The organism is Synechococcus sp. CBW1004 (assembly GCF_015840715.1).
Taxonomy (GTDB): domain Bacteria; phylum Cyanobacteriota; class Cyanobacteriia; order PCC-6307; family Cyanobiaceae; genus Cyanobium.
Genome location: NZ_CP060397.1, coordinates 1151131 through 1172089, shown reverse-complemented (window position 1 = coordinate 1172089; position 20959 = coordinate 1151131). Strand labels below are relative to the sequence as shown.

Genomic DNA, 20959 nt, shown 5'->3' with positions numbered 1-20959 from the left:
TCCACGGCAGCCACGCGGGTGGAAGGGAGCCCTCCCACAGGGGTGGCACGCCGGCCCGGCCGGAAGCGCCATGCTGGGCCGGCTGACCTTCCTTCCCCATGGCCGTCCCGGGTGAGGCGCTGGTGCGTCTCCACAGCCATCTGCACCAGACCCGCCTGCTCGGCTCGATCAGCAGTGCTCTGTACTACGACCAGAACACGGTGATGCCCGCTGCGGGAGCGGCCTGGCGGGGAGAGCAGCTGGCCCTGCTGGCGGCTCAGCTGCATGCGCGCCAGAGCAGCCCCGAGTACGCCGACCTGGTGGCCGCGGCGGAGGCGGAACTGGAGGCCGACGCCCCGCCGGAGCGGCAGCGCAACCTGCAGCTGCTGCGCCTCGAGCTGGAGCGTCAGCGCTGTCTCGACCCCGCTCTGGTGAGCGCCCTGGCCAGGGCCCAGTCGCGCGGCAATGCCGTCTGGCAGGAGGCCCGCGCCCGCAACGACTTCGCCGCCTTCGCGCCGGCCCTGCGCGAGCTGATCGAGCTGCGCCGCTGGCAGGCCAGCCAGCTGGCCGCCGCCGAGCCGGTGGCGCGCAGCCCCTGGGAGGTGCTGGCCCAGCCCTTTGAGCCCGAGGTGAGCAAGGCGAGGCTCGACGAGCTGTTTGCGCCCCTGCGGGCTGAGCTGCCGCCGCTTCTGGAGCAGGTGGTCGCCAGCGGCGCTGCCCCGATGCCTCCGGTCGATCTGCCCGAGGTCCAGCAGGAGAGTCTCTGCAGTGCCCTGCTGCACAGCTGGGGGTACGACGGGCGGCGCTGCCAGCGCTCCCGTTCCGCCCATCCCTTCTCCTGCACCGTGGGTCCGCAGGACTTCCGCATCACCACCCGCGTGGTGGCCGGGCAGCCGCTCTCCTCCTTTCTGGCCACGGCCCATGAATGGGGCCATTCGCTCTACGAGCAGGGCCTCCCCCGCGGCGATGACCACTGGTTTCCCTGGCCCCTGGGTGAAGCCACCTCCATGGGGGTGCATGAGTCCCAGTCGCTGTTCTGGGAGTGCCGGGTGGCCCGCAGCCGCGCCTTCGCCGAACGCTGGCATCCGCGCTTCTGTGAGGGGCTGCCGGCCGATCCCTGGGGCGGGGCCCATGGCTTCTGGCGCGCGCTCAATCCCCTCAGCCCCGGACTGATCCGGGTGGAGGCCGACGAGCTCAGCTACGGCCTGCACATCGTGCTCCGCTACGAGCTTGAGCTGGCGCTGCTGGAGCAGGACATGCCGGTGGAGGAGCTGCCGCAGCAGTGGAACCGGCGCATGCGGGAGCTGCTGGGGCTTGAACCCCCCAGCGATACCCAGGGCTGCCTGCAGGACATCCACTGGGCCGAAGGACTGTTCGGGTATTTCCCCTCCTATGCCCTCGGCCATCTGATCAGCGCCCAGCTCGCCGAGGCCATGGAGCAGGAGCTCGGCCCCCTGCAGGAGCTGATCGCCTCCGGGGAGGAGCGTCGCCTGCAGGCCTGGCTGGGCCGGACCGTCTGGCCGCTCGGCCGCTCCGTCAACGCGGAGGAACTGGTCGAGCGGGTCACGGGCCGGTCGCTGAGCGCCGGGCCGTTCCTGGCCTATCTGCGCGCCAAGGTGGCGGCCCTCGGCGCCTGAAGCTGACCACAGGACCCTCAGCCCGGTGTGGCGTGGCGCAGGCCGCGGAGGCCCGACACCGCAGGGCTGCAGCGGGCTCAGGGCACGGCCGATGCGCCGGGGACCGCTCCCTACAGTGGCCGCGCCTCTGAGATCCCCATGGCGAACATCGACCATGCCCCCAGCCGCACGATGCTCAACCTGCTGCATGTGCTGCCGGCCTTTGCCGATGAGTCGGAGCTGCGTCTGAACGCGATCGTTGAGCTCAATTCGAGCACGATCAACAAATACGAGCTCATCACCGAGACGGGCCATCTCAAGCTGGATCGCGTGGGTTATTCCTCCCTCGCTTATCCCTTTGCCTATGGCTGCATCCCCCGCACCTGGGATGAGGACGGCGATCCGCTCGACATTGAAATCGTCGGGGTCACCGAGCCCCTGGTACCGGGTTCGCTGGTGGAGGCGCGCATCATCGGCATCATGACGTTCGACGATGGCGGTGAGGTCGACGACAAGGTGATCGCGGTGCTGGCGGACGACAAGCGCATGGATCACATCACGAGCTACGAGCAGCTCGGCGCACACTGGCTCAAGGAGACCCAGTACTACTGGGAGCACTACAAGGATCTCAAGAAGGCCGGCACCTGCCGCGTCAATGGCTTCTTCGACAGCGCCGAAGCGGTGCGGATCATCAAGGAGTGCGAGCAGCGCTACCTCAGCACGATCGAGGCCAGCCTCGTCAACTGAGTCAGGGGCTCCTCGCCTGCCGCAACCGGAGGGGGGACAGTCCTGTCCCCTCGAAAGTCCTCCACCTGGCCATTGTCGGTACTCTCGGTGCTCGCCCTTGTGACGTGCGGGGTCCCCAGCGCCCGTGCGTCCATGACTCCGCTGCCTGTTCCATCCATCGGTTCCATGGCTTCTTCCCTGCCTCTGCCCTGCCGTCGCCTGTCCCGCCGCGGCGCAGCAGCACTGCTCCATGGCGCTGCCTTCGCCCTGGGAGGCCTGATGGTCCACGGCGGTGCCGCTTCGGCCCTGGAGGCTCCGGTGGCGCCGCCGCCGCTCACCGTTCCGGCAGCCACCGCAGCTCCGGCATCGCCCGCTCCGGATGCGCCGGCACCCACCACGACCAGCCTGGCCAGCACCCGCCAGATCGTGCTCGAGCTCGGCAGGCGAACGATCAGCCTGCTGGAGGGCGACAAGGTGCTCGGCAGCTGGCCGGTGGCGATCGGTGACCCCTCGACACCCACCCCCACCGGCACCTTCTCGGTCGAGAACAAGGTGGTCAACCCGCAGTACGCGAGCACCCGGAGCGGCAAGGTCAATCCCAGGATCGGTGCCCAGGGGCCCCTCGGCGACCGCTGGATCGGGTTCAAGCGCAGCGGTCCGAATCAGTACGGCATCCATGGCACCCCCGATGCGTGGGCCTGGACGGTGACCTCCCGAGCAGCGGTCTCCAACGGCTGTGTGCGCATGCTCACCCCCCATGTGCGGCAGCTGTTCGATCAGGTGGAAGTCGGGACTCCTGTGATCGTCAAGCGCTGAGGACGGTCGCCAGGCCCCGGCAGGCAGCGGAAGACTTTCTGCAGATCAGCCGCTGGGGCTGGTGGAGCCTGGGATTCACTCCCTAGGGTCTTGCGATCGTTGCCGTTGGCGGGCCGCCGTGCCGCTGCTTTCCATGACCCAGGGCCGGTTCCTCCAGGTGGATCAGTTGAACAGCACCTCGCTGAAGTGGGGGCAGGACGGTGAGCTGTCGCGCCTCGATCATCAGCGCATTCTTCAGCTTCTCTGCCAGTCCGATCCCGTGGCGGAATCCCTGATCGAGGGGCTGGAACAGCGCTTCAGCGAGCCCTCATCCCTCGAGTCGTCGTCGTTCTAGCCGGCCCCCGCACAGGCTTTGCGGGTGCGTCACGGCAGACGGTACCCAGGGCTCAGCCCGAGGCTGGCGTCAGATCTCCTGCCCTGAGGCTGAGGTGACTCGCCAGGGCGCGGGCCATGCCATCGCGGCTTGCCAGGCCCCGGAAACTGCCGATCGGCAGCCCGGCTGGGGGCAGGCCGTTGGGCAGGTAGCCCCCCAGGCCGGGGTCGACGGCGAACACGGGCACCTGCCGCAGGCCCTGGGGGGTGAGCTGGTCCTCGAGACGATCGAGATGGGCCTCCAGCGGCAGCCAGACGAGATCACTGCGGCGGCAGTCGATCAGCCGCAGCGTCTCCTCATCCCGCTCCAGCTGCGACACCAGGGCGCTCTGCAGATCCGCCAGCGTCACCAGGCCGACGGCTGAGCCGGCCTCCGCCACCAGCACGCAGTGTCCGTGGTTCTCCAGCAGCCGCTGAAGCGCCTTCGCCGCCGGCAGGTCCGCCGCCAGGATCGGCGGCAGGCGTGGCTCCAGGGCGGCGCTGATCGGCAGTTCCGCCAGCTGTGCGCGACGACGCTCCTCCAGCAGATCCGGTCCCAGCAGTCCGGGGTCCTGATAGCCCAGCCAGCGTTCCACCAAGGCAGCGCTGAGGCCGGCCGCCGCCATCAAGGGCAGCACGATGCGGATGTCGTGGGTGAGCTCGAACAACAGCAGCAGCGCCGTCAGCGGCGCCCGGGCGCTTCCTGCCAGCACCGCCGCCATGCCCACCATCGCGTAAGCGGGCGGTTCGGCCACGGGCAGGTTCAGGCCCCCTTCCCCCAGCAGCTGGCCGTAACAGCTGCCCAGTACCGCCCCCAGGAACAGCGAGGGGGCGAAACCGCCCCCGACGAAGCCGGTGGCGTTGCTGACACCCACCGCCAGCAGCTTGACGCCGATCAGAGCCAGGAGTGTCAGCAGCGGGATGCCACCGTCGCGACCCAGCAGTGCCTCGATCGTGTCGTAGCCGACACCGAGCACCTGCGGGAAGGCCAGGGCCATGCCTCCCACCGCAGCGCCGCCCAGGGCCGTGGCCACACCCGGGGGAAGGGCGGCCAGAAGCTCCTGCAGGCGCGGCTGGCGACCGGCGGCCATCAGGCTCACCAGTGCCCACGACATCACGCTGGCCAGCAGGCCGAGCCCCACATAGAGAGGCAGCTCCACCACCGAGCGCACCTCATAGGCGGGCAGGCGCAGGATCGGTGCATCCCCCAGACACAGCTGGGTCACCAGCGAGGAGGCGATCGCCGCCACCAGCACCGCCCGCAGGCTTGGGCGGCCCTGGATGGCACTGAAGCTCCCCTCGAAGGCGAAGAACACCCCTGCGATCGGGGCCTTGAAGCCCGCCGCCAGCCCGGCCGCCACGCCGGCAGCCACCAGGGCCTTCTGAGACTGGGGCGACAGGCCGCCGCGGCTGCCCACCCACAACCCGAGGTTGGCTCCGGCTTCGACGCTGGGCCCCTCAGGTCCGAGCGAGGCGCCGCTGCCCAGGCTCAGCGAGGCCGCCACCAGACGCAGCAGCGGCAGCTTGGGCGCCGCCGTCATCGCCCCCTCGGCCATCGCCATCAGGCTGGGCAGGCCGGGGCCGATGCTGCCGCCCAGCCAGCGCAGCAGTCCCACCGCCAGCCCTCCGAGTGTCGGCACAACGACGACAGGCCACAGCTCCAGCCAGTCGAAGCGGGCCTGGATGACCTCCAGCGAAGGTGGTTCCGGTGTCGGTGGCGGGGCCCCCAGCAACCCGATGCTGTCGAGGCCCAGCTTCAGCAGGGCCTTCAGCGGTGTGCCGCGCTGATCGACGAGCGGCGGCAGATCGTTGATCGAGAGATCCGGAGGCGGGGTGCTGCTGGAGGCGCGGCCGACGGCCAGCAGCCACTCCACCAATGGCCCGTAGAGAAAGTTGTTGATGAAGCCCAGCAGGAAGTGGAAGCCCACCACCGCCAGGCCGCTGAGGGTGCCCACCAGCGCCGCCCAGGCGAGCAGGTTCCACTGGAAGGGCAGCCCGCGGGCCTCGGCGCCGGGCGCTTCGGCCTGCGGGGAGGGCTCCGCCGGGGGATCCGGAGGCGCTTCAGGCCTGGGGCCGGACGCTCGCAAAGATCTCCTCCAGGATCTCGCCGGCGCCCTGCTGACGCAGGCTGCGCGCCAGGCTGATGCCGATCGCTTCAGGGTCGCCCTGGGGACCCCGGGCCTCGTCGCGGATCAGACGCAGGCCATCGAGGCTGGCCACCATGCCGGTGAGCACGAGCTCCTCTCCCTCGAAACGGGTGTTGACGCCGATCGGCACCTGGCAGCCCCCCTCCAGCTCGCGCAGGAAGGCCCGCTCGGCCAGGCAGCGGCGGGCGGTGGGGGTGTGCTCCAGCACCTTGATCTGCTCCAGCACGGCGCCGTCGCCGTCGCGGCATTCGATGCCCAGGGCGCCCTGACCGACGGCGTGCAGCGAGATCGCGGGATCGATCAGTTCATGGATGCGATCAGCGAGCCCCAGGCGCCCCAGGCCGGCGGCCGCCAGGATCAGGCAGTCGAATTCGCCGCTATCCAGCTTCTCCAGGCGGGTGATCACGTTGCCCCGCACATCCTTGAAGGTGAGGTGGGGGTAGTGGTGCCGCAGCTGGGCCAGGCGGCGCAGCGAACTGGTGCCCACCACCGAGCCCTCCGGCAGGCTCGCGAGCGTCTTGTCCCTGTGCTTCTCATGCACCACCAGGGCATCGGCCGGGTCCTCGCGTTCGGTGATGCAGCCGAGCATCAGCCCCTCGGGAAGGTTGGTGGGGAGATCCTTCAGGCTGTGGACGGCGATGTCGGCCCGGCCCACCAGCATCTGGGCCTCCAGTTCCTTGGTGAACAGGCCCTTGTCGCCGATCTTGGCGAGGGCGACATCGAGGATCTTGTCCCCCTGGGTGGCCATGGCCTCGATGCTGATCTCCAGGCCGGGGTGGGCCTTGGACAGTTCATCGCGCACCCAGTGGGTCTGCACCATGGCCAGCTGGCTGCGGCGGGAGGCGATGCGCAGGGTGGAGCTGGTCATCAGGGGATCGGGAGGCAGGGCTTGCCGGTTCACAGCGGCCCAGCCTAAGGAGCGCCCTTCCACCCCCGACCGCAGCCGGGGGCATCGTGACAGTCCGGCCCGTCTGGCGGGGGTGCTGCGTCCGTGCTGGCACCCGCCTCTCAGGCAAACAGATCCAGCGGCAACGGCCCCCAGGTGTCTTCCACCTCGGGCTCCTCCGGGTTGTGGCCGGTGATCAGCAATCCCTCGCCCAGGCCCGCCTCCTCTCGCACGCGGAAGCCGCCGTTCCGCTGATTGCCCTTGAGGAAGACGGGCCCGCCCGGGCCGGCATCCTTCCCGGAGCTCTCCACGCCGCTCTCCTCCTGCAGGGGAGGCCAGCCCAGGGAGGCCTCCAGGGAGCGCAGGCAGGTCACCGCGCTCAGCCGATCCGGGGCCATCACGCCGACGGTGAACCACTGACAGGCGGCCAGCCGCTGGCTCAGGGCCCGGCGCAGGTCCTGGCGCTGGGCGGCATCAAGACTCGGGGCCGAGCGCAGACCCCGCAGCGAGGCCAGCGGATCGGAGCCATCAGGGTTGAAGGAGGCGCTCAAGGGATCGGAGCAGGACTGCGGCCATCCTGCCGGTTCAGCCCTGGGGCGGTCTCGCCTCGTCGTCGGTCGGCTGACGCCAGTAGCCCAGGCAGAGCGTCAGCCAGGCCAGCCCCACGCCACCGCCGGCCAGCAGGTCCGTCGGCCAGTGGGCCCGCGCGTAGAGCGTGCTCAGCCACACCAGGGAGATCCAGAGTCCGGCCCCGATCAGGAGCGGTCGTCGCAGCTGCGGATGATGGGAGGCCAGGATCACAACCATGGCTCCGTAGAAGGCGATGGCGCCCGCAGCATGGCCGCTCGGGAAGCTGCGTCCGTCGACCATCAGCAGCTTCTCCGGCGGGCGGGGGCGATCGAAGAGGGGTTTGAACACCAGATCCACCAGCATCAGGATGCCGGCGGTGGACATCACCAGCAGCCGCAGATCGCGCCACCAGCGCTTCAGCACCACGAAGATCAGGGCCGCCAGCACCAGGAAGGCGGTGAAGTGCGTGCCGCTGAGCCTGTAGACCTGCAGCAGGGCGTCGCCCACGGGTCCGCGCAGATGGTCGGCCAGCCAGGTCAGGATCGCCTCATCGACGCGGGGTGGGCGGTCCGGGTCGATCAGCAGGTCGAGGCCGAAGAGGAGCGCAAGGCAACCGGCGATCACCAGGAGATCGCTGCGCCGCAGCGCAGGCAGGGGAAGTCTCATGACCCCAGATCCTCGCGCCGCACCCGCCAGAGTTCCTGCTCGCCGATGCGCCTGAGGCGTTGGACGCGATCGGCGGGCAGGCGCAGATCCTCCAGGTCATGCCGATCTCCCATCAGGCGCACCGAGCGGCTGGCGTCCGTCAGGCCAAGGTCCTTCGGATCATTCCGCAGGCGATGCAGCAGGCTTTCACGACCGGAGATGAACGCCGCCGTCTCACCGCTGTAGAAGAGCACGCTGTACCGCATCGTGCCGATCACCCAGAGGGGTTCCTCGGCCAGGGCGGCCTGGCGGGCGGTGCGGGCCAGCTGGCGGATGGGCAGCTGGCGCTCGCGATCGAGCAGGGGTGCCAGGGGAGCGATCACCAACGCCAGGATCGCCAGGAAGCCGGCCAGGTTGGGGACCCACAGCCAGCGGCGCCCTGCGCTGCGGCGGAGCAGCAACAGCAAGGCGATGGAGCTGGCCCCCAGCAGAACGGCCAGCCGCAGCGGCAACCCTGATGCGGTGAGGGCGTCGGCAAAGCCGGGGTGGGCGGGATCGGTGGCGGCCCATCGGGGGGCGATGGCGGCCGCCACTGCGAGCAGGGCCAGCAGCACGGCATCGATGCTGCCCCAGATCGCAAGCGGCCGCTCACCAGGGGCGGTCGGGCCCGGCACCGGGCTTGTGAGAGGACGCCACCAGAGCGCCACCAGCACGCTGGCGGCGGGCAGGGCCGGCAGGATGTAGCCAGGGAGCTTGGTGGCGGCGGCCGAGAAGAAGGCCACGATCAACACCAGCCACAGCAGCAGGAACAGCGGCAGCTCCAGGGCGGGATCCTCTGCGGCGCGGCGCCACCGGCTCCAGCGCCAGAAGCGCAGGGCGGCCAGGGCCGGCGGCAGGAACAGGGACCACGGCAGCAGCAGCAGCAGCACCCAGGGCAGATAGAACCAGGGCGGTCCCGGGTGCCGGTAGAGCACGTTGGTGAAGCGCTGGATGTTGCTGAATCCGAGGAAGCCGTCGACGAACACACTGCCGTTGGCCTGGGTGGCGGCCACGTACCAGGGCAGGCAGACGCCGGCGAACAGCAGCGCCATCGCCAGCAGAGCCCCGGGTTTCCACCAGTGGCGCCACTGGCGGGTGAGGCTCAGGAACACGACGATCACCAGGCCGGGGAGCAGCAGTCCCACCGGACCCTTGGCCAGCACGGCGATGGCACTGAACAGGGCGAAGCCGATGCGGCCCAGGCGAGCGGGCAGCGGCTGCTCACGCCGGTGATGGGCCAGCAGAAACGAGAACAGCGCGAGGGTGATCGCGCTGGAGAGGAACATGTCGGTGGTGGCCACGCGGCCCCAGCCGATCCAGCCCGGGCTGGTGGCCAGGACACCGGCGGCCAGCAGGCCCCGCCCCCAGCGCTGGCGCGCCGGTTCCTGAGGCGAGGCCCAGGCCAGCATCAGAGCGAAGCCGCCCACCACGACCGCACTGGCCGCCAATGCGGAGGGCAGCCGCGCCGCCCACTCGCTGATGCCGAACAGCCGGAACGAGCCGACCACCATCCAGTAGCCCCAGACCGGGTAGTCGAAGAAGCGCTCGCCGTTCCACCAGGGGGTGACCCAGTCGTTGCGCTCCAGCATCTCGCGGGCCACCTCGACGAACAGCGCCTCGGTCTTGTCGGTCAGTCCCAGGTCTCCGAGGCCATTGAAGAAGGCGAGCCAGCAGAGCAGCAGCAGGACGGCGATCGCGGGCAGGGCAGGAGCCCGGAGGCTGGAGGGACGAACAGCCTCCAGAGGGGCGCTCTGCATGAACCGGCCAATGGTGGAGGAAGAGGCAACCTAGGGCCCCACCGTTGCCTGGTTCACGACCGGCAGGGCCTCCCAATTCCATGGTCGGCGTGGGGCTGCGGGGGCAGCCAGGGTGGCTGTTGAGACCGCCAGAAGGCTGTTTATCCCGCCAGCAGGCTGTTCATCCCGCCAGCAGGCCGGTGATGACCAGCCGCTCGTACCCCTACGCGACCGCGGCTGATCTCCGGCGGCCTCAGGGGCTGTTCCAGACGAAGCGGGACGAGGCGGCGTAGTTCCAGACGAAGACGACCACGATGCCGGCCAGCTGGGCCCAGAAGGCGCTGGGCCTGACGAGTTGGTAGAAGGCGGAGGCCACCCCCACATTGGCCAGCACCGGCAGCGAGGCCACGATCAGAAACTTCAACAGGCCCCGGACCAGGGCAGCGCCCTGCTGCCGTTGGAACCGAAAGGTCAGGGCGTTGTTGATCAGGTAATTGGAGGTGGCTGCCACCAACACGGCCGGAGTCAGGGCCTGCTCGAAGCCGAGCCCCAGAACCATCAGCAGACGGTTCACCGCCAGCTGCACCAGCACCCCGATGCCGCCCACCAGGGCAAAGCTGATGGCCCGCCGCGGCACGCTCCGCCACAGCAGCGTGTGCAGGATCGAGACCCCCAGATCCCAGACGATCGCCAGATCGAGCTTGGAGTCGCCGGCGATGCGCGGCTGGAAGCTGAGCGGCACCTCTTCCACCTTCAGCCTGCCGCCGCTGAGCGAGAGCAGCTCGTAGAGGAATTTGAAGCCGTTGACGTCGATGCGGCGCACGAGCGGCAGCACGGCTTCCGGCCTGAGTACGAAGAAGCCGCTCATGTAATCAGTCAGGCGCCGGTAGGCAGGCAGGCTGAAGCGGGCCACGCTGTTGGCCCAGGTGGAATTGCGTTCGCGCCGGTCGCTGAGGCCATGGATGCGGGCCTCGGGGTGGAAACGGCTGCCGACCACAAGATCGGCTCCGCCGGCGAGCAGCTGGCGCACGGCCGTCTCGACCGTGGCGGGTTCGTGCTGTCCATCGCAGTCCATCACCACGATCAGATCGCCGGTGGCATCGAGGATGCCCTCCTTGATCGCGCTCGACAGACCTGCACGACCGACGCGCCGGATCAGGCGAATCGGGTCATGCACATGGGCCAGCCGTTTCACCTCTTCGGCGGTGCCATCGGCCGAGTCGTCATCGACAAACAGGATCTCCAGCGCGAAATGCTCCTGCAGGGGGAGCAGCTCAGCGGCGATCGGTGCCACGTTGGCGCGCTCGTTGTAGGTGGGCAAGACCACCGACAGGCGCAGTGGGGACGCTGAAGCGGTGGAGATCACGTGACGATGCTGCGCCGCAGGGCAGGACCCTACTTGATGTACTCCTTGAGAACGCCGTTGCGGTTCGGGTGGCGGAGCTTGCGCAATGCCTTGGCCTCGATCTGGCGAATGCGCTCGCGGGTCACATCGAAGATCTGACCGATCTCCTCGAGGGTCTTCATGCGGCCGTCATCGAGGCCGTAACGCAGACGCAGCACGTCACGCTCCCGGGGGCTGAGGGTGGCCAGCACGCCCTCGAGGTCCTCGCGCAGCAGGTTCTTGGCCACATCCTGCTCAGGGTTCTCGATGTCGGCTTCGATGAAATCACCCAGACGCGAATCCTCCTCCTTGCCGATCGGCGTTTCCAGGGAGATGGGCAGCTGTGCACTCTTGGCAATGAAGCGGAGTTTCTCGATGGTCATTTCCATCGACTCGGCGATCTCTTCCTCGGTGGGCTTACGGCCGAACTCCTGGGAGAGGGTTTTGGTGGTCTTCTTGATGCGTGAGATCGTCTCGTAGAGGTGAACCGGTAGGCGGATGGTCCGGCTCTGATCGGCGATGGCGCGTGTGATCGCCTGGCGGATCCACCAGGTGGCGTAGGTGGAGAATTTGTAGCCCTTTTCGTGGTCGAATTTCTCAGCAGCACGGATGAGACCGAGGCTGCCTTCCTGGATCAGATCCTGGAACGACAGGCCTCGATTCATGTATTTCTTGGCGATCGACACCACCAGGCGCAGGTTTGACTGCACCATCTTTTCCTTGGCACGACGGCCGAGCATCAGGCGGCGCCGGAACTTGATCACCGGCATGTCGAACAGCGCCGCCCACTCCTTGGTGTCGGGGTAATGGCCCTTGTCGGCCTCGAAGGCCGCAGCCTTCTCCTCGAGTTCGAGCAGATCGGCGATCTTCCGCGCCAGCTCAATCTCCTCATCGGGGCGGAGCAGGCGGATGCGTCCGATCTCCTGCAGGTACACCCGGATCGAGTCTTCCGTGTAGACCCCCTTGGGTCCCACCTTGATGCTGGCCAGGGCCTTGCTGCCTTTGGCATCGCGGGCGGAGCTATTCTCGGTGTCGACCTCGGCGAGCGGTTCTCCGCCAGCGGCCTGGAGCAGGGCATCCCCCATCGCTTCAAGATCCTGTGGAGCCGCCTCGGCCTTCGCGGCCTTCGCCTTGCTCGCCTTGGTGGCACGCGCCTTGGGTGCGGCAGCCTTCTCGCCCTCGGCCTTCGCCGTGGCGGCAGTCCTGGCCGTCCGTGCCTTGGGCGCAGCCTTGGCCTTGGTGGCGGTGGTCGTGGTGCCGCCGGTCGCCTCAGCGTCCTTGCTGGCACTGCGGGCCGGAGCCTTGCGGGTCTTGGGAGTCACGATCGCGCCATCGGCCGTAACGGTCAGCACGATCTCCGGGGCGCCGGAACGGGCACCGGGCACGGTCTTGCCGGCGGTGCTGGTGGGAATGACGGTCTTGGCGGCGACGGAACTCATGGCGGGCGGACGGAGGGTCAGGGCGTGGCGGGAGAGGAAACGGGCGGTGGATCCAGGGCGGGACGACACCGGCGCGGGCTCAGGAGCCGGTGCTGGCTAGCTGCGGCAGGGGAGAGACGGAACGTGCCGTTCGCTCTCAGGCGCAGGCGAAAACCCGCGGTCCGCTGGTGCGGTCCGAAGGCGGAATGCGGTGACGAGGACGGGCAAGGAGGGAGCTGGTGGTGATCCCCTGACTCGGCAGCGGGAACACGGAACGCGTGGACGGGAATCGAAGACAGTGCTGTCAGGGGTGGTCGCAGATCCAGGGACCGAGGGAGGAAGCTCCCTGATGCGCACTGGTGATCTTCCCTCTGGACGGAACTCTGTCCGGTTCCGACGGCCGCCACACGGGCAGACCCAACATCGACATTCTAGGAATGTACTGAGACGTTCGCAAGACTGATCGCCCCCTTCGACGCCTGTCACGTCCACGGCTCGTCCGATACCGCCTTGCTGGAGGTCTGGCTGGAGGCCGGCCGCGAGGGCATGACCTTCACCTATGCCAATCCAGGTCCTGAAGCGATCGGGGTCGGGGATCTGGTGCAGGTGCGTCTGCGTGGGCGCCGCCATGTGGGCCTGGTGCAGGCCGTGCGCACGCGACTCCCTCCCGGTCTCGACGGCTCCCGCATCCTGCCGGTGGAGCGCCTGGTGCAGCGGGCGGCCGTGGATCCGGCCTGGCGCCTGCTGATCCAGGAGGTGGCGGAGGCCTGCCACACCAGCACCTTCCGCACCCTGCGCAGCGCCCTTCCCGCGGGCTGGCTGGGGCAGCGGCCCCGCTCCGGCACCGCTCCGCGGCCCCTCTGGCAGGTGGAGCTGGTGGATCCGTCGGCTCCCTGCTCCGCGGAGCCGGGCAGCGCGACAGACGAATCACCGGCCGCTGACGGTGAGAGTGACGCGGCGGCTGCAGCCGGCTGGGAGGGCGATGCGGTGGGCCAGCGGCCAGGAGCGCACGAACAGCGGTGCCTCACCACTCGCCAGCAGGCCCTGGTGGACCATCTCAGGGCCTGGGGGGGACAGCGTCTGCTCCGGGATCTGGTGGCGGTGGATGGCTTCGGACGCACCCTGGTCGCCGGCCTGGAGCGCCGCGGTGTGATCCGGCGCCGGCCGGTGCTGCAGGCCCTCCGTGGAGGTCAGGTTCACCCTGCAGCGAGCTCCACGCTGACCCCTCTGGAATCCCCGCGTCCAGCCAACGCGGCCCAGCGGCAGGCGATCGAAGCGATCGCCGCCGCCGCCCCAGGTCGCGCGCTGCTGCTCTGGGGCATCACCGGAGCCGGCAAGACGGAGGTGTATCTGCAGGCGGCGGCCCGGGAGTTGGCGCAGGGACGCAGCGTGCTGCTGCTCACTCCGGAGATCGGCCTCATTCCCCAGCTGCTGGATCGCTGCCGTGCCCGCTTCGGCCCGGCCGTGGTGGAGTACCACAGCGGCATGGGGCAGGGAGAGCGCACGATCGCGTGGCGGACCTGTCTCGATGCCGGAGCGTCCGGCATGCCCCTGCTGGCGGTGGGCACCCGTTCGGCCGTGTTCCTGCCGCTGAACCGTCTCGGCCTGATCGTGCTCGATGAGGAGCATGACCCCTCCTACAAACAGGCGGCGCCGATGCCCTGCTATCACGCCCGCGAGGTGGCCCGCCTGCGGGCGCGGCTCTGCGGGGCGCGTCTGGTGCTGGGCAGTGCCACCCCCTCCCTGGAGACCTGGCTTCGGTGCACCGGTCATGGCGATCAGGGCGACACCGAGCTGTTGCGTCTCCCGGAGCGCATCGGTGAACGGCCCCTGCCGCCGGTGCGTCTGGTGGACATGCGCCATGAACTGGCTGAAGGGCACCGCCGCCTGCTCAGCCGGCCCCTGCTGCAACGGCTCGAGGGGCTGGCGGAGCGGGGCGAGCAGGCGGTGGTGCTGGTGCCCCGCCGCGGCTATCGCTCCTTTCTCAGCTGCCGCAGCTGCGGCACGGTGGTGCACTGCCCCCATTGCGACGTGGCCCTCACCGTGCACCGCAGCACGGGCGCCGGCGGCAGCCGCGAGTGGCTGCGCTGTCACTGGTGTGACCACCGCCAGGAGATCGGCGATCGCTGCGGCCAGTGCGGCTCCTCGGCCTTCCGGCCGTTCGGGGCGGGCACCCAGCGGGTGGTGGAGCAACTGGCCGGCGAGCTGGAGGGCCTGCGCCTGCTGCGCTTCGATCAGGACACCACCCGCGGCCGGGATGGGCACCGCCGTCTGCTGGAGCGATTCGCGGCCGGCGAGGCCGATGTGCTCGTCGGCACCCAGATGCTGGCCAAGGGAATGGACCTGCCACGGGTGACGCTGGCGGTGGTGCTCGCCGCCGATGGCCTGCTGCACCGACCCGATCTGCGCTCCGGTGAAAGTTGCCTGCAGCTGCTGCTTCAGCTGGCCGGCCGGGCAGGCCGCGGCGAACTGCCCGGTGAGGTGCTGGTGCAGACCTACAGCCCTGAGCATCCGGTGCTCCGCCATCTCGTCGAGGGGCGCTATGAGCGCTTCCTGGAGGAGGAGCTGGCCCAGCGCCGTCTGGCGGGCCTGATGCCGTTCCGGCGGGCCTGCCTGATGCGCCTGGCGGGGCCGTCAGCCAGCGGCACCGCCACGGCGGCGGCGACCCTGGCGGAGGCGCTGCGGCCGCAACTGCCGTCACAGGGCTGGATCCTGATCGGCCCGGCGCCGGCGCCGGTGGCCAGGGTGGCGGGGCGTTCCCGCTGGCAGCTGCTCCTGCACGGTCCGGCTGGCAGCGCCTTGCCCCTGTCGCCGGAAGCCGAGCTGCGGGCCCTGTTGCCGGCGGCTGTGAGTCTGACGATCGATCCCGATCCGCTGGAGCTGTGAGTCCGGCTGAGGATCAGGCCGGCAGCTGCGGCAGGCCGAAGCCAAGCCGCAGGCGGATCCGCTGCAGCAGCAGCACCAGAGCCAGGCCGAGACCGATCAGCACGCCCCCCAGCCCGACGGGGCTCCAGCGCCAGCAGGAGAGCTGCAGTCGATTGCGGGTGCCGGGTCGCAGCGGCCAGGCCAGGGTTGCCGGGCGGCCATGGCCACCCGGCAGGGTTCGGGCCGGCTCCGGCGAGGCAAGGCGAACGGCCCGCGCCTGCACCGGGCGCAGCCGCAGCTCCAGGCTCAGGGCCGGCAGCGGATCGAGGGCCTCGAGATCCAGATCGAGGCTCAGTTGCTGGTGCACCCCCACCAGCCAGTTGGTCTCCCGCAGCGACAGATCCGGTGGCGGCAGCTGCACATCCGCCAGGGCCGCTGCCTGGAGCACGCTCTGGCTCAGGGCCTCCAGCGTCTCGGAGGCCGGCAGCACCGGCGTGCTGAGCCGCTGCCCCTGGGGCTGCTCCTCGCTGCGGAAGGGAAGAGCCGCCCGGCGCAGGGCCTGCTCGAAGCGCTCCTGCCAGGGGGTGGGGCGGCCGCTGGGACTGCGCAGCTCATGGGTCAGCTGCAGCCGCCCGGGACCCTCGAAGACCAGCTCACTGCGCACCTGCAGGCAGCCTCCCAGCAGCGAGGCGAGCAGCAACAGCGTCAGCACAAGCAGGGCAAGGGCGGCAAAGCCCACGGGTGAGCGGGTCTCCCCGACCGGGGGGGGAGGCGGGGGCGGCGGACCCTGGCGGCGGCGGCGCATCGGGCTTCCCCCCGTGCTTTCCAGGGACGCCCCGCCGCTGAGATCCGGCAGGGTGAGCGACCACTGGCGGGGCCGGCGCAGGGCGGGGGCCTCCAGCACCTGCTGCAGCTCGCGGGCCTTGGCCCGCAGGGTGGGGTCGACACAGATCTGCAGGCTGCGGCAGCAGGCGGCGGCCCGCTCGCTTTCGCCCATCCCCATCAGCGCAGTGGCCATCAGCAGCCGCACGCCCGCACCGATCGGCCCGGCCGGGGGGTATCGCTCCGCCAGGGGCTCCAGCAATCGCAGGCTGTGGCCGTATTCCCCCCGCTCGATCGCCGTGCGCGCCTCAGTCAGCAGCGCGGCCACGGCCGGATCGAGACTGCGTTGCTCCATCGCCTGCCGGTTCAGCCGTCCAGCTGGGACTGGCTGCCCACCACCATCGTGCCGATGCCGGCATCGGTGAACACCTCCAGCAGCAGCGCGTGAGCCACGCGGCCGTCGATGATGTGGGCGGCGCCGACGCCCTGGGCCAGGGCGCGGATGCAGCATTCGGTCTTGGGGATCATGCCGCCGGCCACCACACCGTCTGCGATCAGCCGGCGCCCCTCCGCCAGGGTGAGCTGGCGGATCAGCGAGCCGGGGTCGTGGCGATCCCGCAGGATGCCGGCGGTGTCGGTGAGCAGGATCAGCTTCTTGGCATCGAGCGCAGCCGCCAGCTCCCCGGCCACGGTGTCGGCGTTGATGTTGTGGGCCTGGCCACCAGTGTCCGGGGCGACGCTGGAGATCACCGGGATGTAGCCGTTGGCGAGCAGGGGCTCGAGCACGGTCGGATTCACCGAGGCCACCTCCCCCACCAGGCCATGGCTGCCGTCCCCGAGAGTGCGCGCCAGAACAAGCTGGCCGTCGCTGCCGCTGAGGCCCACGGCCCGTCCTCCGAGACGGTGCAGGCCATTGACGATCTGTTTGTTGACGCGGCCCACCAGCACCATCTCCACCACCTCCATCGTGGCTGGATCGGTGACGCGCAGGCCGTCGCGGAACTGAGCCTCGAGGCCGATCCGCCCCAGCCACTGGTTGATCTCCGGGCCACCGCCGTGGATCACCACCGGCTGCACGCCGACGCTGGCCAGCAGCACCAGATCGCGGAACACCGCCTCCCGCAGTTCGGCATGCACCATGGCTGCCCCGCCGTACTTGATCACGATGCGGCGGCCTGCGAAACGCTGGATGTAGGGCAGGGCTTCGCTGAGGACCGAGACGCGCAGGTTGTCCTGGTCGCTGATGGTGAGGTCGGAGCTCAAGGGTCAGATCAGGAGGAGGAGGGGCGGCGAGGGGTGGGGCTGTCGCGCGGCTCAGCTGGATGAGGTGGTGGCTGCTCGGGGGGGATCACCCTCCGGGGCCTTCTCATCGGAGGCCGCGTTGTTCTCGGCCCGGGGGAGGAGGCTGATCAGCAGGTGGCCGGGCGCATCGGAGAGAAGCTCGGCCCGCAGGCCGGGTCCGAAGAAGCGGCCCAGCCGTTCCTGACGTTCCTGCCAGCGCTCCAGCGACACCCCTTCGGTGGCGAAGCCAAGGCGCAGGCCATAGGCCCCATCGCAGTCGAGCTCTTCGACGGTCTCGAGCCGGGGAGGCTGGTCTTCATCCCAGAGCTTGAGAGCCTCCAGGGAGGACTCGAGGTGGGCCTTCTGGCCGTAGCGCCAGCGGGTGACATCGGAGAGCAGCTTGCGCAGCGGTTCACTGCCGCTCTGCTCGCGCAGGGTGCGCAGGGTTGCCGGGGGGGTGAGTCGCCGGGCCGGCGGCAGCTCTGACGATTTGAGCGCCAGACCTCCCAGCAGGATCGGGATGCCGTAGAAGATCGTCGGCAGGCTGAGGTTGGCGTTGTCGCCCAGATAGGCGATGGTTCCGATCACCGTCAGGACGGCACCAGCGACGGTGACGAGGCTTCCGGGGGAGGTCAGGGCTTGCATGCGTCCCATCTTCCAGCAGCGGCGGGCAGGATGGCACCAGCGAAGCCGTGGCAGGGGCGACTGCGTGCCCGCCGTCCCGACTCCGCCTCCGCTGTCCCGCGATCCCAGCCATGTCCACCTCTTCTCCCCTCGATCCCGGTACCGCCAGCACGGCGGGGTCGAACGGTGACGCAACGACCGGGGAAAGCGGCCCTGGGGTCTCATCCACGGCCCCCGGTGGCGAGGAGGTCGACACCGCCAGCCTGATCGCGCAGCTCGACCAGGACCGGCTCTGGCTGCTGCGCCAGATCGACAGCGGCCGGTGGGCGGAATGGCGGCTGGATCTGGCCGCCCTGGAGCGGGAACTGGGCCAGCTGCTCGACCAGGCGCGCGATCGGGGCGCCTGCTGAAGCGGCGGCATCCGGGCTTCATCGTGGCCTCTCAGCGCGGTTGCCCGCTGAACGCCTCTCGGGCCGAGTGGTCACGCCGGCCAGGGCAGACCCGCCCTGTCACAGGGGGGTCTCAGAGCCGCCCGTTCTGAAGGGCTCTTGCAGACCGGTTCCTTCAGAACGGAATGTCGTCGTCCTCGGCCAGGTCGTCGCCGGGAACCAGGGGGGCGCTGTTCCAGACGGGGGGTTGGGGGGGCGGGGCGGCCGCACGGCTGGCCTGGCCGGCGCGTTCGGCCGGGGGCGCTGAGGACCGGATCGGTGCCGCGGCGGCTCGCTCGGCGCCGGGCGCACCCCCGCCACTGAGGGCGTGAAGTCGCGAGAGGGTGAGCTCCGCCTTCTTTTCGCGCACGCCGTCAGCCCGGGCGACGCTGTTGATGCGCATGCGCCCCTCCAGCACGACGCGCTGGCCGGCCCGGACACGGTTCTGCAGATCCTGGGCCAGATTGCCCCAGCCCACCACCTTGAGCGTGCCCGGCGGATCGTCCGGCCGCAGCCCCTCGATCTGCACCGTCATCTCGGCGATCGGCGTCTGGTTGTCCTGGGTGTAGCGGATCTGGGGAGCCTCCATCACCTCGGCTTCCAGCAGGCAGTGATTCACGCCCCGAACCTCACAGGGAAGGTCCCATCCTGATGCACACCCCCCCGGAGCAGCCGTCCGCGGCGGACGGGCCCGCCAACCGGCCCCCCGGCCTGGACGGTCGTCCGCGCCTGTGGCTGATCAGCGGCACCGGTGAAGGGCCGCCTCTGGCCGCGGCCCTGCTCGCCCGGGGCTGGCGGTTGCGGCTGAGCCTCGTCACCGCCGCCGCCGCGCGTGCCTACCCGCACCATCCCGATCTGGAGCTGGCGATCGGCGCCCTCGGGGCTGGAGGTGCACAGCCGCCGGAGGTCGTTGTGGGGGAGGAGTTGCAGCGGGCCCGGAGTCTGGGAGATCCCTTCCGCTGGCTGGTCGACGCCAGCCATCCCTTCGCCCGGCGGATCAGCGCCACCCTGGCCGCCGCCTGCAGCGCCCAGGGCCAGCCCCTGCTGCGCCTGCAGCGGCCCCCGCTACCACCGGGTCGGGCGCTGGTGCTCGACGATCTGCCTGCCGTCAACGCTCACATCCGCCCGGGGGAACGGTTGCTGCTCGCGATCGGGGCGCGCCGACTGGCCGAGGCGATCCGCCTCAGTCCCCGGGCCCTGCACCACGCCCGCGTGCTCCCCGCTCCGCAGGCGCTGCGCCAGGCCTTCGCCGCCGGCCTGGCCACCGATCGCCTGGCCTGCCTGCGTCCGTCCGAGACCTCCGAGGCGATCGAGCTGGCCCTCTGCCGCCGCTGGGGCATCGACACCGTGCTCTGCCGCCAGTCGGGAGGGGAGAGCGAGGGGCGCTGGCATCGGATCTGCGAGCGGCTCGATCGGCGGCTGCTGCTGCTGCGACGACCTCCCGAGCCGGACGGCGTGCCGCTGCTGCCGATGGATGCGCTGCTGGAGCGCATCGGATATCCGGAACCGGGTTGAATCGGTGGTTGTGGCGATTCTGGCTTCACTGGAGCCTGGCGGGAATCAGCCCAGATTCCGCTTGACCAGCTCGGGCAGGGAAGCCTGCGGGCGGGGGCCCAGCTGGGTGACCACCTCGCCGGCGCACAGGGAGCCCAGCTGGCCGCAGCGCTCCAGGCTGTCGCCGCGTGTGTACCCGTGCAGGAAGCCTGCGGCGTAGAGATCACCGGCCCCGGTGGTGTCGACCAGGTTCCCGAGGCGGAAGGGTGCAATCGCAATCGACTGATCGCCGCTGAGCACCAGCGAACCCGCCTCACTGCGGGTGAGGGCGGCGACACGGCAGCGCCCGCGCACCTGCTCGGCGGCGTCTTCGAAGCTGTTGGCCTCGTACAGCGAGGTGATCTCCATTTCGTTGGCGAACAGGAGATCGACATGCCCATCGACCAGCTCCTGGAAGCTCTGGCGGTGCCGGTCCACGCAGAAGGCGTCCGACAGGGAGAGGGCCACCTGACCCCCGTGGCGGCGGGCCACCTCGGCGGCAGCCAGGAAGGCCTGCTTGGCCTCGTCGCTGTCCCACAGGTAGCCCTCCAGGTAGAGCACCTTCGCCTGGGCCACCAGATCGAGATCCAGGTCGGCCGGATCCAGGTTCACCGAGGCGCCCAGGTAGGTGCACATCGTGCGCTGCGCATCGGGCGTGACCAGGATCAGACAGCGGGCGGTGGAGGGCCCGCTGCCGGCAGGCGGGGTGGTGTAGGTGGCGCCCACCGACCGGATGTCGTGGCTGAAGATCGCACCGAGCTGGTCATCGCGCACGCGGCCGATGAAGGCCGCCCTGCCGCCCAGCTGGGCGATGCCGGCCAGGGTGTTGGCGGCCGATCCGCCTGAGGTCTCCAGGCCGGGGCCGACGCTGGCGTAAAGCCGCTCCGCCTGGCTCTCATCCACCAGGGCCATGGTGCCCTTGTGAAGACCATGGTCGTCGAGGAACGCCTCCTCCGCCTGCACCAGCACATCGACGATGGCGTTGCCGATGCCGACGACGTCGAAGCGCTTGCTGTCAGAGGTCATGGTGTGGATGTGATGGGCGTTGGCAGGGGTGTCTCGAGACGATCGTCGAAGACGGGCGACGCCATGA

19 protein-coding genes are annotated in these 20959 nt (G+C 70.0%); 7 read left to right on the top strand and 12 right to left on the bottom strand.

What is annotated here, in order from left to right:
• Window positions 1-98: 98 nt before the first annotated feature.
• The 4 genes from H8F25_RS05690 to H8F25_RS05675 all read left to right on the top strand — a co-directional run bounded on the left by H8F25_RS05690 (window position 99) and on the right by H8F25_RS05675 (window position 3471).
• On the top strand, window positions 99-1616 hold the full coding sequence (locus H8F25_RS05690; protein WP_197212408.1) for a carboxypeptidase M32: 1518 nt from the start codon (window positions 99-101) through the stop codon (window positions 1614-1616).
• 138 nt (window positions 1617-1754) lie between these two features.
• A complete protein-coding gene (locus H8F25_RS05685; RefSeq protein ID WP_197212406.1) occupies window positions 1755-2342 on the top strand; it encodes an inorganic diphosphatase in 588 nt (195 codons plus the stop codon).
• 165 nt (window positions 2343-2507) lie between these two features.
• The gene (locus H8F25_RS05680) at window positions 2508-3137 is read left to right on the top strand and encodes a L,D-transpeptidase (RefSeq protein WP_231597160.1); all 630 of its coding nucleotides are present in this window, start codon (window positions 2508-2510) and stop codon (window positions 3135-3137) included.
• Between the two features lie 133 nt (window positions 3138-3270).
• Window positions 3271-3471, top strand: coding sequence for a hypothetical protein (locus tag H8F25_RS05675; RefSeq protein WP_197213494.1), 201 nt, complete (start codon window positions 3271-3273; stop codon window positions 3469-3471).
• A 52-nt stretch (window positions 3472-3523) separates the two neighbouring features.
• On the opposite strand, the gene H8F25_RS05670 is transcribed toward H8F25_RS05675, so the two are convergent.
• The 7 genes from H8F25_RS05670 to rpoD form a co-directional block, all read right to left on the bottom strand.
• The gene (locus tag H8F25_RS05670; RefSeq protein WP_231597159.1) at window positions 3524-5575 is read right to left on the bottom strand and encodes a chloride channel protein; all 2052 of its coding nucleotides are present in this window, start codon (window positions 5573-5575) and stop codon (window positions 3524-3526) included.
• Complete coding sequence (gene hemC / locus H8F25_RS05665) at window positions 5550-6503, bottom strand: hydroxymethylbilane synthase (protein ID WP_197212403.1); 954 nt, start codon at window positions 6501-6503, stop codon at window positions 5550-5552. Before hemC ends, H8F25_RS05670 begins: the two co-directional genes overlap by 26 nt.
• Window positions 6504-6643: 140 nt before the next feature.
• On the bottom strand, window positions 6644-7072 hold the full coding sequence (locus tag H8F25_RS05660; protein WP_197212401.1) for a DUF1824 family protein: 429 nt from the start codon (window positions 7070-7072) through the stop codon (window positions 6644-6646).
• A gap of 34 nt (window positions 7073-7106) precedes the next feature.
• Window positions 7107-7757 (bottom strand): phosphatase PAP2 family protein, encoded by a 651-nt coding sequence (locus tag H8F25_RS05655; protein ID WP_197212399.1) that lies wholly within the window; start codon window positions 7755-7757, stop codon window positions 7107-7109.
• Window positions 7754-9532, bottom strand: coding sequence for a glycosyltransferase family 39 protein (locus H8F25_RS05650; protein ID WP_197212397.1), 1779 nt, complete (start codon window positions 9530-9532; stop codon window positions 7754-7756). Before H8F25_RS05650 ends, H8F25_RS05655 begins: the two co-directional genes overlap by 4 nt.
• Window positions 9533-9764: 232 nt before the next feature.
• A complete protein-coding gene (locus tag H8F25_RS05645; protein ID WP_370525828.1) occupies window positions 9765-10838 on the bottom strand; it encodes a glycosyltransferase family 2 protein in 1074 nt (357 codons plus the stop codon).
• A 68-nt stretch (window positions 10839-10906) separates the two neighbouring features.
• On the bottom strand, window positions 10907-12334 hold the full coding sequence (rpoD, locus tag H8F25_RS05640; protein ID WP_197213491.1) for an RNA polymerase sigma factor RpoD: 1428 nt from the start codon (window positions 12332-12334) through the stop codon (window positions 10907-10909).
• Window positions 12335-12859: 525 nt separating this feature from the next.
• Between rpoD and priA the strand changes: the two genes are divergently transcribed.
• Window positions 12860-15199 (top strand): primosomal protein N', encoded by a 2340-nt coding sequence (priA, locus tag H8F25_RS05635; RefSeq protein ID WP_197213490.1) that lies wholly within the window; start codon window positions 12860-12862, stop codon window positions 15197-15199.
• Between the two features lie 13 nt (window positions 15200-15212).
• Here priA and H8F25_RS05630 read toward each other — a convergent pair whose 3' ends face one another.
• From H8F25_RS05630 to H8F25_RS05620, 3 genes are read right to left on the bottom strand one after another with little or no spacing between them, the layout of a single operon-like run.
• Entirely contained in the window at window positions 15213-16355 is a 1143-nt protein-coding gene (locus H8F25_RS05630; RefSeq protein ID WP_197212395.1) for a DUF3153 domain-containing protein, read from the bottom strand.
• Between the two features lie 11 nt (window positions 16356-16366).
• On the bottom strand, window positions 16367-17263 hold the full coding sequence (gene argB, locus H8F25_RS05625; RefSeq protein ID WP_197212393.1) for an acetylglutamate kinase: 897 nt from the start codon (window positions 17261-17263) through the stop codon (window positions 16367-16369).
• Between the two features lie 51 nt (window positions 17264-17314).
• Window positions 17315-17926, bottom strand: coding sequence for a DUF2854 domain-containing protein (locus tag H8F25_RS05620; protein ID WP_197212391.1), 612 nt, complete (start codon window positions 17924-17926; stop codon window positions 17315-17317).
• Window positions 17927-18036: 110 nt separating this feature from the next.
• Between H8F25_RS05620 and H8F25_RS05615 the strand changes: the two genes are divergently transcribed.
• Entirely contained in the window at window positions 18037-18315 is a 279-nt protein-coding gene (locus H8F25_RS05615) for a hypothetical protein (RefSeq protein ID WP_197214079.1), read from the top strand.
• Window positions 18316-18469: 154 nt separating this feature from the next.
• Here H8F25_RS05615 and H8F25_RS05610 read toward each other — a convergent pair whose 3' ends face one another.
• Entirely contained in the window at window positions 18470-18952 is a 483-nt protein-coding gene (locus H8F25_RS05610) for a single-stranded DNA-binding protein (protein WP_197212390.1), read from the bottom strand.
• Window positions 18953-18984: 32 nt separating this feature from the next.
• Between H8F25_RS05610 and H8F25_RS05605 the strand changes: the two genes are divergently transcribed.
• Window positions 18985-19848, top strand: a complete 864-nt coding sequence (locus tag H8F25_RS05605; RefSeq protein WP_197212388.1) for a precorrin-6A/cobalt-precorrin-6A reductase — start codon at window positions 18985-18987, stop codon at window positions 19846-19848.
• A 45-nt stretch (window positions 19849-19893) separates the two neighbouring features.
• Here H8F25_RS05605 and H8F25_RS05600 read toward each other — a convergent pair whose 3' ends face one another.
• Complete coding sequence (locus tag H8F25_RS05600; RefSeq protein WP_197212386.1) at window positions 19894-20892, bottom strand: adenosine kinase; 999 nt, start codon at window positions 20890-20892, stop codon at window positions 19894-19896.
• Window positions 20893-20959 lie beyond the last annotated feature (67 nt).

Coding starts and splice junctions, on each gene's coding strand:
- H8F25_RS05690 (WP_197212408.1), top strand. CDS start 99: ATGGCCGTCCCGGGTGAGGCGCTGGTGCGTCTCCACAGCCATCTGCAC.
- H8F25_RS05685 (WP_197212406.1), top strand. CDS start 1,755: ATGGCGAACATCGACCATGCCCCCAGCCGCACGATGCTCAACCTGCTG.
- H8F25_RS05680 (WP_231597160.1), top strand. CDS start 2,508: ATGGCTTCTTCCCTGCCTCTGCCCTGCCGTCGCCTGTCCCGCCGCGGC.
- H8F25_RS05675 (WP_197213494.1), top strand. CDS start 3,271: ATGACCCAGGGCCGGTTCCTCCAGGTGGATCAGTTGAACAGCACCTCG.
- hemC (WP_197212403.1), bottom strand. CDS start 6,503: ATGACCAGCTCCACCCTGCGCATCGCCTCCCGCCGCAGCCAGCTGGCC.
- H8F25_RS05655 (WP_197212399.1), bottom strand. CDS start 7,757: ATGAGACTTCCCCTGCCTGCGCTGCGGCGCAGCGATCTCCTGGTGATC.
- H8F25_RS05650 (WP_197212397.1), bottom strand. CDS start 9,532: ATGCAGAGCGCCCCTCTGGAGGCTGTTCGTCCCTCCAGCCTCCGGGCT.
- rpoD (WP_197213491.1), bottom strand. CDS start 12,334: ATGAGTTCCGTCGCCGCCAAGACCGTCATTCCCACCAGCACCGCCGGC.
- priA (WP_197213490.1), top strand. CDS start 12,860: ATGACCTTCACCTATGCCAATCCAGGTCCTGAAGCGATCGGGGTCGGG.
- H8F25_RS05630 (WP_197212395.1), bottom strand. CDS start 16,355: ATGGAGCAACGCAGTCTCGATCCGGCCGTGGCCGCGCTGCTGACTGAG.
- H8F25_RS05620 (WP_197212391.1), bottom strand. CDS start 17,926: ATGCAAGCCCTGACCTCCCCCGGAAGCCTCGTCACCGTCGCTGGTGCC.
- H8F25_RS05615 (WP_197214079.1), top strand. CDS start 18,037: ATGTCCACCTCTTCTCCCCTCGATCCCGGTACCGCCAGCACGGCGGGG.
- H8F25_RS05605 (WP_197212388.1), top strand. CDS start 18,985: ATGCACACCCCCCCGGAGCAGCCGTCCGCGGCGGACGGGCCCGCCAAC.
- H8F25_RS05600 (WP_197212386.1), bottom strand. CDS start 20,892: ATGACCTCTGACAGCAAGCGCTTCGACGTCGTCGGCATCGGCAACGCC.